The organism is Bacteroides sp. MSK.18.37 (assembly GCF_019129155.2).
Taxonomy (GTDB): domain Bacteria; phylum Bacteroidota; class Bacteroidia; order Bacteroidales; family Bacteroidaceae; genus Bacteroides; species Bacteroides ovatus.
In genome coordinates this window covers 406,561-424,988 of the sequence record NZ_JAHOIB020000001.1, presented here as the reverse complement: position 1 = coordinate 424,988, position 18,428 = coordinate 406,561, and the positions used below count along the sequence as shown (strand labels likewise).

Annotated in this window: 14 protein-coding genes; 4 read left to right on the top strand and 10 right to left on the bottom strand. The window is 41.2% G+C overall.

Annotation, left to right across the window (positions count from 1 at the left end):
* Positions 1 to 63 precede the first annotated feature (63 nt).
* A complete protein-coding gene (locus tag KSX81_RS01720; protein ID WP_004320318.1) occupies positions 64 to 723 on the top strand; it encodes an NAD(P)-dependent oxidoreductase in 660 nt (219 codons plus the stop codon).
* A gap of 117 nt (positions 724 to 840) precedes the next feature.
* Here KSX81_RS01720 and KSX81_RS01715 read toward each other — a convergent pair whose 3' ends face one another.
* The 4 genes from KSX81_RS01715 to KSX81_RS01700 form a co-directional block, all read right to left on the bottom strand.
* Positions 841 to 1,719 (bottom strand): nucleoside phosphorylase, encoded by an 879-nt coding sequence (locus KSX81_RS01715; protein ID WP_004320316.1) that lies wholly within the window; start codon positions 1,717 to 1,719, stop codon positions 841 to 843.
* A gap of 156 nt (positions 1,720 to 1,875) precedes the next feature.
* On the bottom strand, positions 1,876 to 2,877 hold the full coding sequence (gene floA / locus KSX81_RS01710; protein WP_004304885.1) for a flotillin-like protein FloA: 1,002 nt from the start codon (positions 2,875 to 2,877) through the stop codon (positions 1,876 to 1,878).
* Between the two features lie 22 nt (positions 2,878 to 2,899).
* The gene (locus tag KSX81_RS01705; RefSeq protein ID WP_004304887.1) at positions 2,900 to 3,370 is read right to left on the bottom strand and encodes an NfeD family protein; all 471 of its coding nucleotides are present in this window, start codon (positions 3,368 to 3,370) and stop codon (positions 2,900 to 2,902) included.
* Positions 3,371 to 3,386: 16 nt separating this feature from the next.
* Positions 3,387 to 4,808 (bottom strand): tetratricopeptide repeat protein, encoded by a 1,422-nt coding sequence (locus KSX81_RS01700; RefSeq protein WP_004304888.1) that lies wholly within the window; start codon positions 4,806 to 4,808, stop codon positions 3,387 to 3,389.
* 183 nt (positions 4,809 to 4,991) lie between these two features.
* Here KSX81_RS01700 and KSX81_RS01695 point away from each other — a divergent pair, with 183 nt between their 5' ends.
* Positions 4,992 to 5,738: an ATP-binding protein gene (locus KSX81_RS01695; RefSeq protein WP_004302023.1), complete on the top strand. Its 747-nt coding sequence runs from the start codon at positions 4,992 to 4,994 to the stop codon at positions 5,736 to 5,738.
* A 15-nt stretch (positions 5,739 to 5,753) separates the two neighbouring features.
* Positions 5,754 to 6,125 carry a DMT family protein gene (locus KSX81_RS01690; RefSeq protein WP_120470193.1) on the top strand — a complete coding sequence of 124 codons (372 nt, stop codon included), beginning with the start codon at positions 5,754 to 5,756 and terminating at the stop codon, positions 6,123 to 6,125.
* On the opposite strand, the gene KSX81_RS01685 is transcribed toward KSX81_RS01690, so the two are convergent.
* The 5 genes from KSX81_RS01685 to KSX81_RS01665 form a co-directional block, all read right to left on the bottom strand.
* Positions 6,057 to 9,329 (bottom strand): efflux RND transporter permease subunit, encoded by a 3,273-nt coding sequence (locus tag KSX81_RS01685; RefSeq protein WP_229070650.1) that lies wholly within the window; start codon positions 9,327 to 9,329, stop codon positions 6,057 to 6,059. The genes KSX81_RS01690 and KSX81_RS01685 overlap by 69 nt on opposite strands.
* A 23-nt stretch (positions 9,330 to 9,352) precedes the next feature.
* Positions 9,353 to 12,403 carry an efflux RND transporter permease subunit gene (locus KSX81_RS01680; protein WP_004302026.1) on the bottom strand — a complete coding sequence of 1,017 codons (3,051 nt, stop codon included), beginning with the start codon at positions 12,401 to 12,403 and terminating at the stop codon, positions 9,353 to 9,355.
* A 36-nt stretch (positions 12,404 to 12,439) separates the two neighbouring features.
* Entirely contained in the window at positions 12,440 to 13,519 is a 1,080-nt protein-coding gene (locus tag KSX81_RS01675; RefSeq protein ID WP_004302027.1) for an efflux RND transporter periplasmic adaptor subunit, read from the bottom strand.
* 21 nt (positions 13,520 to 13,540) lie between these two features.
* Entirely contained in the window at positions 13,541 to 15,025 is a 1,485-nt protein-coding gene (locus KSX81_RS01670) for a TolC family protein (protein WP_004302028.1), read from the bottom strand.
* Positions 15,026 to 15,271: 246 nt separating this feature from the next.
* Positions 15,272 to 15,673, bottom strand: a complete 402-nt coding sequence (locus KSX81_RS01665) for a fibronectin type III domain-containing protein (RefSeq protein WP_044917919.1) — start codon at positions 15,671 to 15,673, stop codon at positions 15,272 to 15,274.
* A 277-nt stretch (positions 15,674 to 15,950) separates the two neighbouring features.
* On the opposite strand from KSX81_RS01665, the gene KSX81_RS01660 reads away from it, so the two are divergent.
* Positions 15,951 to 16,901 carry a BF3164 family lipoprotein gene (locus KSX81_RS01660; RefSeq protein ID WP_004320308.1) on the top strand — a complete coding sequence of 317 codons (951 nt, stop codon included), beginning with the start codon at positions 15,951 to 15,953 and terminating at the stop codon, positions 16,899 to 16,901.
* 181 nt (positions 16,902 to 17,082) lie between these two features.
* On the opposite strand, the gene KSX81_RS01655 is transcribed toward KSX81_RS01660, so the two are convergent.
* Entirely contained in the window at positions 17,083 to 18,393 is a 1,311-nt protein-coding gene (locus KSX81_RS01655) for a VapE domain-containing protein (protein ID WP_217725618.1), read from the bottom strand.
* Positions 18,394 to 18,428: the final 35 nt, after the last annotated feature.

Here is an 18,428-nt window from a genome sequence, read left to right as displayed (position 1 = left end):
CTAACATTCTGAATGTTGTAGTGTTATTTATTATATAGTAGTAACATTATAATATATTAGAATATGGAGAAAGTGAAAAAGATAGTCCTTATCGGGGCAAGCGGCTTTGTGGGCTCTGCCCTTCTGAATGAAGCATTGAATCGTGGTTTCGAGGTTACGGCAGTAGTTCGTCATCCGGAAAAGATAAAGATAGAGAATGAAAATCTGAAAGTGGTGAAAGCCGATGTCTCCGCGCTTGATGAAGTGACTGCCGTTTGTAAAGGTGCAGATGCGGTTATTAGTGCATTCAATCCGGGATGGAATAATCCTGATATATACGATGAAACAATCAAAGTTTATCTGACCATTATTGATGGAGTGAAGAAAGCGGGTGTTAATCGCTTTTTGATGGTGGGCGGTGCCGGTTCTTTGTTTATCGCTCCGGGCTTGCGTCTGATGGATTCCGGTGAGGTACCCGAAAATATATTGCCGGGAGTGAAAGCTCTAGGAGAGTTTTATCTGAACTTTTTAAAGAAAGAAAAGGAAATAGACTGGGTATTTTTCTCTCCGGCAGCGGATATGCGTCCGGGAGTACGTACAGGACGTTATCGGTTGGGAAAAGATGATATGATTGTAGATATTGTAGGAAACAGCCATATCTCTGTTGAAGATTATGCCGCCGCCATGATTGATGAACTGGAATATCCGAAACACCACCAGGAGAGATTTACGATTGGTTATTAATAAAAAAACAATGGCTTGAATCCACACATATTATCAGTGAAAGATTCAAGCCATTATACATTCTTTTAATTGCAATTTTATTCTTTCGATTACAATTTAATCCTCCTGAATATAGATTTATATCCTGTCAAGTACTGTCTTAATCAGCGTATCGATTGTATTCTTATATCCGGTGTTGGCCTCTTTGATAAGTCGGTTGGCTATCACCATGCAGACGGTCATTGCCTTGTGTCCCATCAACCGGCTAAGTCCTGCCAAAGCCGAACTTTCCATTTCGAAGTTGGTAATTTTGTAACCTTTATATTCGAACGCTTCAATCTTATCATTCTGTTTCGGGTCTGCTAACGGGATACGAAGTTCACGTCCTTGAGGACCGAAGAAACCTCCGGCAGCGATTGTCACTCCACGTACCATGTCGTCTTTGGCGATCCGGTCAATCAATTCTTCATTGGCATCAATGACGTAAGGAGCAGGAGCGCACATATTTCCCGACCAACCCATGTGATTGAGGAAAGCACGTTCGAAAGGCAAATCGCATACGGCATTACGTCCGGCATAGAAATTCAGTAACCCGTCGAAACCGATGGACTTTTGCGAACATACAAAAGTTCCGACAGGCGTATTGGGTTGTAGGCCGCCACATGTGCCGATACGCACTAATTCCAGTTGGCGGAACTGATCTTTTTCTTCACGGGTGACAAAGTCGATATTGGCGAGTGCATCTAATTCATTCATTACGATGTCGATGTTATCGCAACCGATTCCTGTAGAGACTACCGTAATCCGTTTACCTTTATAAGTACCCGTGATGGTTTTGAATTCGCGGCTTTCCACTTCACATTCTTTGTTTTCGAAATGAGAAGCTACGAGTGCTACACGTCCGGGGTCACCTACCAGGATTACTTTATCTGCCAACCATTCGGGTTTTACGTGAAGATGGAATACTGAACCGTCTTCATTGATTATCAATTCAGAGGATGGAAAGTACTTTTTCATGTCATTGAAAGGTTTTAGTTTTATAATAGGATTGTATCTATAAATAGAAACGCCGGAACCGGATTTAAGTTCAGAAGAAGTCTCTTTCTTTTTCCATAGAAAAGGAGAGAACGTCTTGCGACTGAAATGAAATCGGATTCCGGCGTTTGTGAACGATTATTTGCTCAATGGCTGATTGCCAGCATTGCCTGTTGTCGGCTTGGCGATATTCTCACGCATGGAAGTATCAGCTTCGATATTCTTCATGCGATAATAATCCATGATGCCTAAGTTTCCACTGCGGAAAGCTTCAGCCATTGCTTTAGGAACTTCAGCTTCTGCTTCGATCACTTTGGCACGAGCTTCCTGTGCTTTTGCTTTCATTTCCTGTTCGGAAGCTACTGCCATAGCACGGCGCTCTTCAGCTTTTGCCTGTGCAATATTCTTATCTGCATTAGCCTGATCGATTTGCAGAGCCGCACCGATGTTCTTACCTATGTCGATGTCCGCAATATCAATAGACAGAATCTCGAAAGCAGTTCCTGCGTCCAGACCTTTACGAAGTACAAGTTTAGAGATAGAATCCGGATTCTCCAATACCGATTTATGGTTTTCAGAAGAACCGATAGACGAAACGATACCTTCACCTACACGGGCAAGGATCGTATCTTCACCTGCACCACCGACCAGCTGGCGGATATTGGCACGTACTGTAACACGAGCCTTAGCTATCAACTGGATACCGTCTTTCGCAACAGCCGTTACAGGAGGAGTATCAATCACTTTCGGGTTTACAGACATCTGTACAGCTTCGAATACGTCACGTCCTGCCAGGTCGATAGCAGTAGCCATCTGGAAAGGCAATTCGATGTTGGCTTTCGATGCCGATACTAAGGCGTGAACTACCTTTTCTACGTGTCCGCCAGCCAGATAATGGGCTTCCAGTTCGTCGCGGGTGATATTTTTCAGACCGGCTTTGTGAGCTTCGATCATTCCCGGAACGATGATATACGGCGGAACGTTACGTATACGCATTAAGAATAGTTGTATCAGCGAGATGTTAACTCCCGAAACTTTAGCCGACAACCAAAGGAAGAACGGCACGTAATGGAAAAATATTATCAAGAAGATAATACCTCCGGCTATCAGAAAGATAGGCAAGTAGAAAGATGATTCCATTGATGTTTTTATTAAGTGAATATTATTCTTTGTGTTTCTCAACCATGATTGTACCGTCAGTGATCCGGCTTACGATTATCGGAGTCTTCTCATTGAGGAATCCGTCTATTGACTTTACCTCTACAATTTTTCCGTTAATCTCGGCATAACCGATTTGTGCCAGGCGGGTAGTACTGATTCCTATATCACCCACTTTGACGCTATCTTCTGCGCTACGGTCTACTTTTGAATCGATATCTTTTTTCAACGCCAGTTTGTCCAGCATTTTCGATCGCATAAACCAAATCAGTGATCCGATGCAGGCAACCGCTGATATGCCAAGAGTGACAAATCCTCCTGCCATACCTAAATTGGTGAATGCATAGTAGTTGGCATACAGGATGCAAACCAATGCAGAAATTCCGGCCAGACTAATGCCCGGGATGACGAACAGTTCTACCAGAAACAGTATGACTGCGGCAATAATGAGAACGGCGATAATGAGTATATCCATAGTTCAGAGTTATTATTTATTTTGTTTTTTCTGCATTACGTACATTCACTTCGAGAGCATCGAGTTCTTCGGACATTTGCAGTATCCGCTTTTCGAGGTCGAGAATGGCAGGAGCCATTTTGGCTTTTCCCTGTTGGTTGGCACCGGCATATTGTTGACGAAGGCCGTTCAGCTTTTCTTCTTGTTGATAATAGTCTTTTTCCATCTGCTGATAGCGTTGGAAAAGTGTCTTGGCTTTTGCGGATTTAAAGTCGCTCATCAGATAGTAAGTCGTATGGTCGTCAATGACAAACTCAAAGTCCATGGCACGGCGTTCTTTGGGCTTATGACTGATAGCAGCTTTCAATCGTTGCAGTGCTTCGGTAACCGCTTGTTTATCCGTCCAGGTTTCTTTCAGCGAATGAATCTGTGCCAGACGAATGATCTCTTGCTGCTCCATTGCTTCATAATTATAAGTCTGTTTGGAAGTGTTAGGGATGAATACATAAATACATACCTTTCCTTCCGGTTGGAAACGGTCGGAAGCAAACCATCCGAGGTTGTTGTATTCATCGATGACGTACATATAATCATTGTACGGCGAGTTGAACGGCATACCCACATTTTCCGGAACAAGATAAGTGTCGGTATTCGTGTTGTAGCGAGTGACAAAAATATCATAGCCACCCAATCCCTCGCCATCGCTGGCGTAATAAACGGTGACTCCATCCGATAGAACAAACGGATAATTCGCATTCCCGGAAGCATTGATACTACCCGGTAACGGACGTCCGTCACTCCATTCATTCAACAACTTGTTCTTTGAAAAGATATCAAGATTACCTTTCTCGCCCTTTTCGCTATAATAAATTTTATTTCCGATTTCTGTTTCATAAACAGTTCCCGGATGATCTCCTTCTGTCTTGAAGAATTCATTGAAAGTAAACAGTTTGCCCGATTCTTCGCTGATCTTGTAAGCGTTCAGGAAAGTTGCTTTGTCCACAACGAAACTGTCGATGATACATACTTCCTCAACCCCCTTCAACATACGAAGGTCAGATTTGCTTTTCTCCAGAAGTTTCTCCGCTTCTTCCGTCGGTTTCTTGCGTTTACTTAAGTCTGCGATGTATTCTTCAAAGCAGTTCACGGCATCTTCGAAGCGGTACGTCTCATTATATGCTTGTCCCAAATAGAGTTGTCCACCGGTGATACGTTTCTTTACCGCTATTTCAAGAGGTTTCACCGCCTCTTCTGCCTCTCCGGTTTTCAGGCAACATACGCCATACCAATAATTATAATTCCCGTTCGACGGTTGTGATTTAGTATACTTCTTAAAAACTGGTTTGGCTTGTTCGTACTCACCTTTGGTAAATAAGGTGCGTGCCTGTTCCAACGTTTGTGCAGAGACTTCGCAAAGGAAGAGGCTGCAAATTAAAAATAGAATATATTTTCCTTTCATCGTTTTGAGCGTTTATGAGTGACGGGTAGATTGAAAACATTGCTGCTTTCGGGCACCGGTCCATTTATCAATTGTTCAAAAGTACAAATTTATTAGAAATAAACCCTTTTTCAGTGATTCTATTATGTTAATTCTTCTTTAAATCATTCTTTTCGCTTACTTTTGCAGCCGATTTTTAAAGATATGACACAATTTACGGAAGAAGAGAAAACCATTCGCCGCATTGAACGGCGGTTTAATAAAGGAGTGGTGCAATATGGATTGATAGAAGAAGGAGACAAAATCCTTATCGGACTATCGGGAGGAAAAGATTCGTTGGCGCTTGTGGAACTGTTGGGGAGACGCGCACGTATCTATAAACCTCGCTTTTCTGTCGTTGCCGTCCATGTAGTGATGAAGAATATTCCTTATCAGAGTGATACGGAATATTTGAAAGCGCACTGTGAGACGTATGGAGTTCTCTTTGTGCAGTATGAGACAGCTTTTGATCCTGCTACCGACACACGTAAATCTCCCTGCTTCCTCTGTTCATGGAACCGTCGGAAAGCCCTGTTCACAGTTGCTAAGGAACACGGATGCAATAAAATCGCTCTCGGTCACCATATGGATGATATTTTGGAAACTTTATTGATGAATATCACTTATCAGGGAGCTTTCAGTACAATGCCGCCCCGGTTGGTGATGAAGAAGTTTGATATGACAATTATTCGTCCGATGTGTCTGGTTCATGAAGCCGATTTGGTAGAATTGGCAGCTTTGCGTCATTATCAGAAGCAAGTGAAGAATTGTCCTTATGAATCGCAGTCCAGCCGGAGTGATATGAAAGGTATTTTGAGGCAACTGGAAGCGATGAACCCGGAGGCGCGTTACAGTCTTTGGGGAAGTATGACCAATGTACAGGAAGATTTATTACCGGATAAAATAGATTAATTTGAATAGATTGTTATGAAAGGATTCTATACCATTTTGTTGCTGATCGTATCTAATGTCTTTATGACATTTGCTTGGTACGGACATTTAAAGATGAAACAGGAGTACAGTTGGTTCGCAGCTCTTCCGCTGATTGGTGTGATTGCGTTCAGCTGGGCGATCGCCTTTTTTGAATATTCCTGTCAGATACCGGCCAATCGTATTGGCTTTATAGGCAATGGAGGCCCGTTTTCATTGATGCAACTAAAAGTCATTCAAGAGGTAATAACACTTGTTATTTTTACAGTGTTCACTACCGTCTTCTTTAAAGGTGAGGCTTTACATTGGAATCATCTGGCTGCATTTATTTGTCTGATTGCAGCAGTGTATTTCGTGTTTATGAAATAACGGCATCAATATTGGCATAAAGAACACCAATGCGATCATTGAAAACAGTAGGCCTCCCATAGTGCCGATTGCAAAGGAGAACCAAAATGCTTCTGCCTGTGGACCATCAATCAAGAACGGAACTAATCCCAGTACAGTAGATAATACTGTCAGTAAGACCGCGATAATCTTATGGTTATAAGCCTTTACATAGAGTCTTACGGGAGAAATTCGTTTAGCTCGGTCGGGATGATTATTACGAATGGCGTTGTACTCGTTTATGACATAAATCGCGGCATTAACCACCAATCCACTCAATAAAACCAATGATGCAAAACCTCCTGTTCCAAAATTAATCCGGGAAAAATAGAATGTCAAAAAAGTCCCAATAAATGATATAGGAATCAGCGATATAATCACAAGTGGTTGGCGTAGCGACTCAAACAAGATCGAACAAGTGAAGAAGATAATGACAACAATTAGCAGAATCAGCCAATATTGCGTTCCCCTGTCATTATACCATCCGTAACTTGTATTGGTTGTGCGAAAACCTACCGGCAGAGTAGCATTCACTTCTTCGGTCGTTTTCTTGATGAATGAATCGGACAGTTCAGTCGGTCCCATATAATCAAATGACACATCAAGCGAGTACACTTGATTGTTTTTGGTAATTTGAATGCTGGTAGAACGCCGGCCGATCTCTCCGATATGAGAGTAGCGGATCGGGTTGTCTCCTACATTTATATAGCTGTTCATCAAATGCCATACATCAAATTTATCACGTTGTGTAGAGTGGTAATCAATGGCTATGTACTGGTCTTTATTGCGATAAGTGCCTATTGCCCCTTCGTTGAGCAGTGCAGACAGTGCAGAGTACCCTTGGTTGAGATTCAGATCATAGAGTGTGATTTTTTTCATATCATATTTGATATACATCTCATCAGCCATATTGTCCTGACTGGCCCAATCGCCGGAACCTCCTAACTCGATACCGATATTAGTAACCCTTTTATTCTTTTTGATCTTTTCGACTATCGTTTCAGCATGTTTGTAAAGTTGGTCATAGTTATAACCGCTTAGTCCGATGCGGTGTGATCCTTGTCTCTGTGTGAGTGAGTTAGAGAATCTTTTCTCACTTACCCCTGTTGTGCTCCAGTCTACACCACCTATTGATAGCGCTTTTTTTATCACTTGCGACTCCAAGTGTCGTGGGAATGCCCCATACTTGTACTCATCGGTGAACTCTACTTCAATAGTACCACTTTCTCCTTTCACTTGGGTCACAAATCGTTCGATCTCTTTATATTCTGCCAGAAAGTGATCCATTTGCCACATCTTTTGATTCAATTCTTCCGCATCGCCTTTTTCGGTCAGTTTGGCCGATATATAAAGTTTTACACCAGGGTCACTCTGCGTAAATGTGCGGGAGGATTGAGTGGATGAGAATAGATGTAGGGTTCCACCTGTTATCTTCTCAAGCGGCTGGCGCAATTTGTTTTGATAAAATTCGCTGCCGATTGTCTTATTGTATAGCACTTCGTACCATTTGAGCTCTGGCTTTCCTTTATTGCCATATAAATAATAAGGCTGATCCAATTTTTGTGGCAACAGGTTCAATGGAATGCCAAATGCCAACACCAGAATTGTGATGTAGATCCATTTCCGTTTTTGAGTAAAGGTAATATAGCCATTGTAGAATTTATTCCATTTTATGATTCTACGACAGCGACGATAGTGCTTTTTCTCTTGGCGGCGGTTCAGACCGTTGCGATCAATTATTGCCGGTACAAAAAACAAGGCTACAAACAGGGCAACACAGAGATTGATAATAATAATGGTTGCAAAATCATTCAGCGTTCCCTTTACATAGTCGGGCATAAAAAAGATAACCACTAATGATCCGATTGTGGTGAGCAGTGCCGCCAAGATAGCAATAAAGACACTTCTATTGCGGTAATAACTGTAGTGATCCACCATCACAATGGTGGTATCAATCATTATTCCGAATGATACGGCAACACCGGCTAACGAGATTAAATTCAACTCTATGTCAAACAGATAGAAGAAGATAACTGCTATCAGCACATTGGCAAAGAGTGACACAGCGATAATGGATAGATAACGACCGCTTCGGCTTGATATCCAGATGAATAGAAAAAGAAATAGTAGCGATAGGAATGTTCGCTTTATCAGTTTGTTGACCTCTTCACGCACCTCTTTAGCCTCATCATTAGTCAGAGAGACATAGAATCCATCTGAAAGATTGGCTTGTACCTCTTCCATCCGCTTACGCAGTTCGGCGGAAGCTGTGATGATATTCACATCAGCATCGGCTGATATACTTAGATTGATTGTATTCAGACCGTTGATGCGGTAAAAATTGTCTTCCCGCCGTTTCTTATAATCTAATTTAGCAATATTATCCAAATAGATGATTTTGCCATTGATGGTGGTTAGTGGCGTTTTTCCAATATCAGATCCGAGTGCTTCAGTCTCCAGAAGTAGTGTGATACGTTCTTTATTACCGTTGCGGTCGATCCGGTCAATATCTCCTACAATAGATTGTTGCCCTAAAAAGTTTTGAAGTCCTGATGTGATTATACTGGATTCTAAACCGTAATTATGTAACTCTATCGGGTCATACTCAATATCCAGATAAGTTTGAGGTGCTCCCGAAACAGTGATCTCGCGCACATAATCAATCTGTGTCAGGTAGGGCTTGATATTTCTCTCCACATAATTCTGAATATAAGCCGGATCCATATCCGCATTGATGATATAAGACAAAACTTGTCTGGAGCTCTGTTTCATGCCGCTTCCGACATCTCCTCCCGACAAAGAGGGATAGCCGGCTCCCTCAGGTAACTTTCCGGCTACTTGTTTCAACAGGGAAGATATTTCAAAACGGACGGCAGATATGTTGGCATTCTCTTTCAGTTTGATTACCACATTTCCACTTCCGTAGGAGGAGGTAGAGGACGTTTTCTCGACACCGACCACTGACGAGACCATTCCTTCTATTTTAGAGGTGATCTCCTGTTCAATCACACGAGGTGACGCCCCTGGCCAATTGAACGAGACGTTTAATTCATCCCCCTGTTTGGGAGTGGGTTTATAAGCGATCCTCAGCATCGGTATCAGGGCTGCCCCAATCACCATCAATACTGTCATAATTAGGATGAGGGAAAAGCTGGGGATTCGCTCTAAAAAACCTTTCTTTATCATATCTTTACTCATGAGCAGCAGGATTAGCGTTTACGGTAAATAATATAATAGATCAACGGTATAAAGAACAGACTGATAAGTGTTCCGACTGTCATGCCGATAATAATTGAGAGCGATAACGGATATTGCAGATCCGACCCCATATCCACCCGATTCAGGAAGGGGGCAATGGCTAATATGGTTGTTAGCGAAGTCATAATGATCGGTTTCAGGCGACTGTGTCCACCTGCAAAAACCGCTTTTAGTACCGGCATACCCTGTTTTCGCAATCGATTGATTGTATCTACTTTCAAGATCGAATCATTGATGATAATACCACTCATCACCACCAAACCGATCATTGACATGATATTCAAACTTTCACCAAAGAGCCACAAACCAAGCAACACAAAGAAGACATCAACGACAATCTCCGAAAGGATGATTAGCGGTTGAATGATACTTTCAAACTGTGCTGCCAGAATAAAATAGAGTAGCGAGATTGCTACCAATAGAATGATAATCAATTCTTTGATAGTCTCCCGGCTCGAAAAATACTCGCCGGTAAAGGTCACGAAGAAGTTCTTATCCTCCTTTACAACCTGCTCGATGGTCTTCATCACTTGTTTTACATTGCTGTCCGGCACATCAAGAGCGATAGGATGGTAGTCACCGGCACTGCCGGAATAGAGTTTCTTGAAATCTTCTCCTTTGGTTTCACGGATTACCATTGAGAGCGGTATCTCCACACCATACTTATTGCGCACCTTGCCCGATAAGATGTCGGATGCCTCGGCACGTGAATCGCCCGTTGTGACGGGCATTGAATAACCGCCTTGGTTGATGCGAAATAATGTGTTCTGGCTGATGAAATTTTTCATCTTTCCGTAGATGTCATCATACGTAATATCATATACCGCCATCGCTTCCACATCGGCTATATAGCGGATATTTTGCTCCATGACAGCTGGAGGAACAACCACATCGGGCAGTGCCTTTCGAATCTTTCCTACTAATCCTGTTACCTGTTCCACGGTCGGAGCTTCTCCTCCTTTGCTGTGCAATTGTACCACCAATGGACTTCCCTGTTCGGCAAATATCATATTAAAGATATTACCCGAAACCTGGAATGTAACTAATGCTTTCGGATGTTTTTCGGCTATATAATCTGTCAGTTTCTTCTCTATCTTAGCCAGTGTTTCCGCATCTTTCGCCTTGATATAAACAACGCTTTCGGAAGAAGTGATTTCTTTGGTATGCGACATTAAAAACTGCTGCACGCCAACCATTGAGGTGGTTTGCTCGGTCAGACTGTCAACCTGTGACAACAGACGATGTACTCGTAAGTCGTTTTCTTCGAGCGATATACCGCTATTCCAGTCGACTGTCATAATAGTGTCATCATGAGAGATATGTGGCAGACGGCTTTTTTCAACCATCTGATAGATGAAATAGGTTATCGGAATGAGTGCTATAAAGCAGATAATAGTCAATTTGCCATGTCGGAGTGTCCATTTTAGTGTTTTCTCATACGGCCGATAATAATTGAAGGTAAAGATGCGGTCTATAAAACGATTTTCGGTATATGGCGATAGCTTTTTATACATCAGATAAAAATAGACCGGAAGTACCAGCACCGCTACGAGTAAGGAAGCGAACAGTGCTATTGTCACCGCCATTGCCTGATCGTAGAACAGCGCACCGGCTGTACCACTTAAAAAAATTAGCGGTAAGAAGACTGAACAGGTGGTCAGCACACTACTTAGCATTGGAGTAAAAACCTCACTGACTGCTTCGGCGATGGAGTCGTCAAGCTTCATTCCCGATCGCCACTTTTGCGATATATTATCAATCACAATGATCGAGTTGTCAACAATCATACCCGTACCGAGAACTAATCCGGATAAAGAGATGATGTTGAGTGAGATACCCAACAGGTGGAACGCCAACAGGGTAATGACCAAAGACAGAGGGATGGTCACAACGATCAACATCGGTGAACGCAGGTCTTTCATAAACAGGAAGATGACTAGTGCCGCTAAAATACCACCTACCAACAGGTTACTGCCCAGATTGTCGATTGAGTAGGTCAACAGTTTGGTTTGATCGCGGGTCAGTTCGAACCGGATATTCGGATGTTCTTTTTCCAGATCATCTATCAGTGTAGCGATACTCTGTTGCAGATCCTCCATTTTGGCGTCGTTCTGTTTAATAATCGCCATCGAAATGGCTGGATCCCCTTTACTACGTACCAATCCGCTTCTTTTGGCGGGACGTTGCACAATCTCACATAGTTCTTTGAACTGGTAGATACGTCCGTCGTGTTTGATATATATATTTTCAATATCCTCTTTTGAAATGATGCGGGCATCAAAATGGATGCTGTAACGATACTGACCATCTTTGATGCTCAACGCTCCCAAAGAGACATTGTTGTTATTGATTGCTTGTTCAAGCAGACTGATATCTGCTCCCATAGAAGTCAATTTGGCATAATTCGGAATACAAAGTAATTCGGGCGTCACCACACCGCTGATATCGACCATCGCTGTTTGTGGCAACTGTTCGATACGTTTGGAGATAACGTCACGGGCAAACTGTCCCAGCTCGCTGAACTCAATACCGGCTTCACGAAGTTCTCCCTCTTTGCCCGGAATACCATTTTTGAGTGATAGATTAAGATAGAAAGCCGGAATATCGGTCACGCTGGCTTTGATTACCTTAGGACGCTCCACATCTTTCGGAAGTGAAGTGATTGCCCGGTCCATCTTTTCGTTGACATCAATAAAGACAATATCTATATTGCAGTCGGGCTCAAAATCCATATAAATAGTTCCGATATCGGCGCGAGCTTCTGCAGTTATATTTTTCAGTCCTGCCACCTGCGACAACTGATTCTTGAGAGGCTTTAGCAGAACGTTATCTATCTCACGCACCGACATGCCGGGAGCCGCCACCTGTACGGTGATCTGCGGTATGTTGATAGCCGGCATAAGCGATACCGGTAGATATCCCATCGCCACCAGACTCATCACCATGATAGCAATCACGCTCATTGTCACTGCTATGGGACGTGTGATTAGTTTCTTTATCATACTTTTTAGGGGTTAAAGGTTCGCCAATCAGACATTTTAATTAGGCGTCACCTCTGTTTCATCTGCCAGATTCAGATTGTTGGATACAATCACAACATCATTCTCCGAAATAGTGGTCTGTTTTTTGGCATTACCCGTAATCACATGAGAATCAATATTAGACATAACCACATCCACATACGTCCATACCGCTCTGCCATCTTTATAACGGAAAATCACTTGGAACCCGTCTCGAAGGACCACCGCATCTTTTGGAACAACAAACTGCTGCTTCACTTCACGCTCCAGCAGAATCTTTACATTCATTCCCTCTATTAAATAGTTATTATAGTTACGTACTTTCGCTCGTACTTTAATTTGTCCTTGCTCATTAATCAAGGGGTTGACTTCTGTAATCTCACCCGTAAAATGTTGATCCTCATTGATAAAAGGAGATACCGAGATTCGTAACCCTCGTGCTACTTCTTCCATTTCGGCCTCTAATACACTAAATTCCACATCAAAATAGGAGTCATCAATCAATGTGCATAGTTTGTCTGTCGAACGGCCATATACCTTGGAATCCAAATCTGCCACGCGGCCACTAAACGGTGCGGTTAAATAACAATTAGCCAACTGGCGTTCGGCTGCCTCTAATTGATCCATTGCGCTCTCATATCCCGATGACGCTTTCATATTCTGCAAAATAGCGGTTGGAACGGCTGTCGTATCAGCTGTGTATCCCTGTCCAATCAGTTTATCTACCAGGTCAATATTTGCTTTTGTCATCGCACGGCGGCTTTTCCGCAGCTCTATTTCGGCCTCTTTCGTATTAAGCACTGCCAACGTCATTCCCTTGGCAACTCTATCTCCGTTGCGTATATGAATGGCGGTAATAATCCCCGAACCATTAAATGCTAGGTCACTTTTCACTACTGCGCGCAGCTTACCGTTACATACGATTTGTTTTTGGAAGGACCGTTTGGTTAATACCATCGTATCGACAGTAATCAACTGTGTTTTCTCATCACTCTTACCGATTAAAGCTTCTTCTTTTTTCTTTCCGTCACCGCAAGCTGCCGCTCCCAACAGGCAAATAATCATCAAGAGACTTTTATATAGGAATAATTTCTTCATAACTTTTCTTTTTCAATGATTTTATCTTTCAATGATTTGATCGAATTCCGCACTAATATCTTTTTTATGAATAAAGTCATATAATGACAATTTTCTCAACTCAAAATAGGCACCCCAAAAGGTACTCAGTTGCGATATATATTGTCCGCTAGCATCATCCAACTCTTTTTGTGCCGTGTTCAGATCGGTCACGGTAATACCTCCGTTCAGGAATCTGTCTTTGGTGATATCATACCGCTGTTGCGCAACGATCAAAGCCTTTGCTGATATTTCGCACTGCCTGCCTTGTTGGTTGAACTGCATCACTTTAATTCGAATATCTTGTTGAAATTGTATGGCATCCTGTTCGTTCTGTGTGCGTGCCAATCGAGCTTTTGCTTCAGCCATCTTTACTTTTCCCCGGCTCATACCCCAGTCGTAAATAGGCATTGTCAGCGAAACTCCGACAATTTCTTGATCTTTCAATAAGCGATATGCTTCATTGAAACTATTTCCCGTTTGTGAGAAACCCAGATTTGCCTGTAGCTCCACCTGAATTCCTTTTGCTGCTTTGGCTTGTGCTACATCCTGCTGTGCTTCTATTTCTTTCAGTTGAAGTGAAAGATTTTGCGATGAGTTTTGTAAGGCTTTACCTAATACAAAGTCGTATTCCATGATAACATCCGGGGCTATTGTTGGCGGTAGTAGTTTAAAAGAAGTACTCTCCGAAATGCCCAGATAGGTCTTAAAGTTGAAAAGAGCAATTTCTAAATTTGTTCTGCTATTACTAACTGTTAGTTCTGCATTCATCAGAGCCAATTCCAACTGTAATAGTTCACTTTTTGTCACAGTACCAATCGCAGAGCGTTTGAGCGCTATATCGTACATGCTTCGGGTATCATTCAGGTTTTCTTCATTTTTCTGATGACTGGTCTGTGCCGATAAGACGGAAAAGAATTGTGAGGTAGTCTGAAGGGTTATATTCTCCATCGACTCTAAATATACCTTCTTCTCCTTTTCATAGCGTAAAGGCTCCGTCTTTTTTCTCCATTTTAATTCATTAAACGATCGTAGAGGCTGTGTGTAGTGGATTGTAAGTGGATTTGAATTGTATATCTGCGTGCCATAATTAAACTGGTCCAACCGGTCGAGCGATGTGTTAAGTGATACTTTACCGCCTGTCAGAGGGATATTTTGATCTATTGAAATAGACAAATTATTATTCAATGTATTGTTTGCCACATAGCTGATACGCCCCGTTTCTGGGTCACGCACATCTACTAGTGAGCGGTTATAGTTTCCCAAATTTCCATGCAAATTAAGCGATGGGAGAAACTGTGCCTTATAGGAACGGAAGTCCCAATACTGCGCCATAAAATTAAGTTGTGCCATCTGAACTTGTGGAGAACGGGCATGAGCAATCTCGATCGCTTGTTCGAGGGTTATATTTCTCGTGGTTAGATTTTGTCCGGTGATGGCACTACAGAGTAGCCATCCTATGGACACTAATAGTAGTCTTTTTTGCATTTGTGTTTACGTCTTTGGTTTTGTTGTCTTTTAAACTTGAAATTTTGGCTCCATTACTATATTTATACAAAAAAATAATTTGTTTATTGAATAGTATTGGTGATTTTCTCTGTGTTTTATGTGACTATTTTATGTGGATCGGAGGCTGTTCATTATTTTTGTAGTAATCATTTAGCTTTTTATAAGCAAAGATCCCGAATAACTCTCTGTGGTATGACTATTCGGGATTTTTATTGTTTTATGTAATTAAAATGGATCTTCAAATGTTATAAGGTTAGAAGGTTTTGATGGTTCACCTCGACCGATCTCATTGTTTGCAAAAACACGAAATGCTACTGGAACTGCTCCAACTCTATTGTCAACGTGGGCTTGTATTATATCATCATAGGAAAATTGATTTTCGGCGTTTCCTTGAAATATCCACCTAGCTGATTCTTTTTTTCTAAACTCAATACGATAGAATTGTATTCGTGACCCTCCATCGTTCATGGGTTTTAAAAATCTTAATTTACACCAATTGACATTTATGTCACAAGCACTAGGTCTTCCCGGAGGAGAAGGAACGTCAATTTTTCCAGCAAATGTAATTGTTGCAACTGTTAAGCCTAAACAAGCTAACAAGAAAATTCTTTTTTGAGGTGTTTTCATATTATTTTTATTTTGTTTGGTATAAAAATGCAGGTATTCTTTGCAAAGATAATAACTATTTTCGCAAATAATTATCATTAATTATTTAAAAATACACACTTATGAAAACAAATGCTCAACTTTTATTGCTTTTAATTGGCATATTTTTTTTAGTTGTAATAGCACGGTCAAAAATCAGATCATCCCTATTTCAAATATAGATACAGATTTTCCTGTTACCGAAAAATTGGAATTTAAGCCTTTTAATAAGTTTGACATTTTTGAAAGGGGCTTCTGTATGATTGATGACTCTATACTATGGTCTGTCGAAGAGAATGAGGAGAATTTTGGATTTTGCTATGATTTAAATACTGGAAAGAAATTATCTACAATAGCATCAAGAGGAAGAGCGGCCAATGAATTAACAGAATTAGAAGATTTTCAAATAATAGGTGATTCCGTTCAACTTTATGCATATCCAAATATGATAAAAACTTTCGGCAAGAGAGACATTATAGATAATGTGCCTATGGGTGAACGAAAATTTACTGTGACAATAGTTCCGGATAGTATTTGGGTACGTCGAATGGTTAAGCTTCCCAATGGTTTTGTCCTTGCAACCTTAATGCCAGCTTTTTCTGAAAGCGAAAAAGTGGAAATGAACGAATTTAATCAGAAATCGATTGCTATATTTAATAATAAGGAAGCAAAATTTTATGAAACAATAAATTATGAAAGTTTTGATATTGGAAAAGCAAAAGATATGGAACTGTCTGCAAATGATCTAATAAAATGTGCTTACGCTGATGGTTCTATTGAAGTAAAAGGAAATGATATGGCTGTTTTTTATGCAAGTAATCAGTTTATATTGTATATATTTGATGTCAAGAATGGAAAGGTAGTAGGTGAAAAAAGATACACGAAAATGCAGCGCGAAGAGGTAAGAAGTAAAACATTTGCGTCACTTAATACGATGAATGAAAAACATATAGGAATTGAATCAATGAAACTTAATGATAAATATATTCTATGTGATGTTAAAGGCTATTTTAGCGAAGAGGATAAAGATTCAAAACTAATGAAAGAAGCAATATTTGTATTTGACTGGCAGTTAAACCCAATCAAAAAGTTTGATTTGCCAGATAGAAAAAATGGTTATTATGGACTATCAAATAATGGCCGTTCAGTGTACTTTTGCGAGTTTAACGAAGACGGGCTCACATTGTATAAGGCAGATTTAAATATATAATTTACTGCTTTTTTGTATTATTGGAATAAGAAATGGAGGAAGTGACAAATCAGCCTTGTACTTGCCACTTTCTCTATTTCAAAATAAAACTAGCTATCCTTGATTATTGACATATTCTTTTTTTCACATAATACTAAGCTGATGATTCATAGATGCCTTCTGTGAATAAACTGTGGTAATTTCATTCTTCACTATCCTTCACCCTCTTCACCAAATACACATTTCCTAATCTCGTATGCTGTCGGCTGATACCTGTTGCGGTAAAAATTTGAGCCAGTTGGATAGGTGTACAACTTCGTAGTGCGGCGGGAAATCTCTTTTTTAATTCCTGATGAATAATAGCGGCGGAGAGTGACAGACAATCCGACTCATTCAATGTGGCAGGCGCGTATGTGTTGCGCACAATGTCTTCTATAGGGTTGACATGATAGTATGCCATGTTATGACATTGCAAGGCGTGTTCTTCCTCCTTGTTAAACCAGTGGCGGGCACCTGCAAGCAGTTCCTCTTTCAGTTGGGCATAGATTTGTGAATGTTCAATTCCGGTACAGTCTATATCATGTTCCGCTTCAATGCAGATGAATCTGCGGCTGCCTGTCGGATCACATAGTAAGTCAGTTCGGTTGCTCGTTCCGATGAACGAAGCGATACGAGGTAGCGACCGGAAATTTTTCTGATAGGCTTTGCAGATGTTGAGGCTGGACATTTGCATCAGATTTTTCAGTAATGGCATCTTTTGTGCTCCGAATTTGTCAAATTCGTCCATGTTTAGTAATCCCATCTCGGCAAGGAGACGTTCGAGATTGCCTTGTGCGGTTAGTTTCAGATTATCCGAATAATAACGGGCTAGTTGTGGTGGCATCAGCATACGGCAGAAAGTAGACTTGTGGCGTCCTTGTTCTTCACTGATAAGTATCGGAGCCACGCTGTTTGCTTGTGTTTGAGTTACTCCCAGCCATTGGGCGGCAAGTCCGAGCATCCAGGTATGAAAGCTTTTTATCCATAGAGGAATGTCAGATATCCGCTTCGCTAAGGGCTTTAACCGATCTGTTCCGTCCCAGGCAGGTAGTTCGTTCATATAAAGCCGGAAAGGGTGGTAACTTTCCACTTGGGTAGAATAGATATATCTTTGAAGATCCTTGTCCCAGCAGTTGATACCTTCTTTGTGAGTTTCCAGACAGAAAGTATTCAGTTCTCGCTTGTCTATGCGGCAGAAAGGAATGTCTCGTTGTCCGGATGGTCGGAATTCGGTTTCTTCAGTGAGCAGGTTGTAGCGGAAGTCATATCGCTCTTTTAAAAAGTCAATCACTTGTTGTGTTAGAAGGACGGGTTGTTTATGTACTTCTTGCTTATATGCTTCCTGTTCATCTATTTCTTGCATTTTCGGTACGTTCTTTGACGTATTCGTTGAAACGATGACGTTTGACGATTCTTTCATCAATACTCGTATTTTTTTCGCCAAACGTTTCGAGTGATATTCTAATGTCTTCATATTTTTCTTGTTTTTTAAATGAATAAATGTTGTTT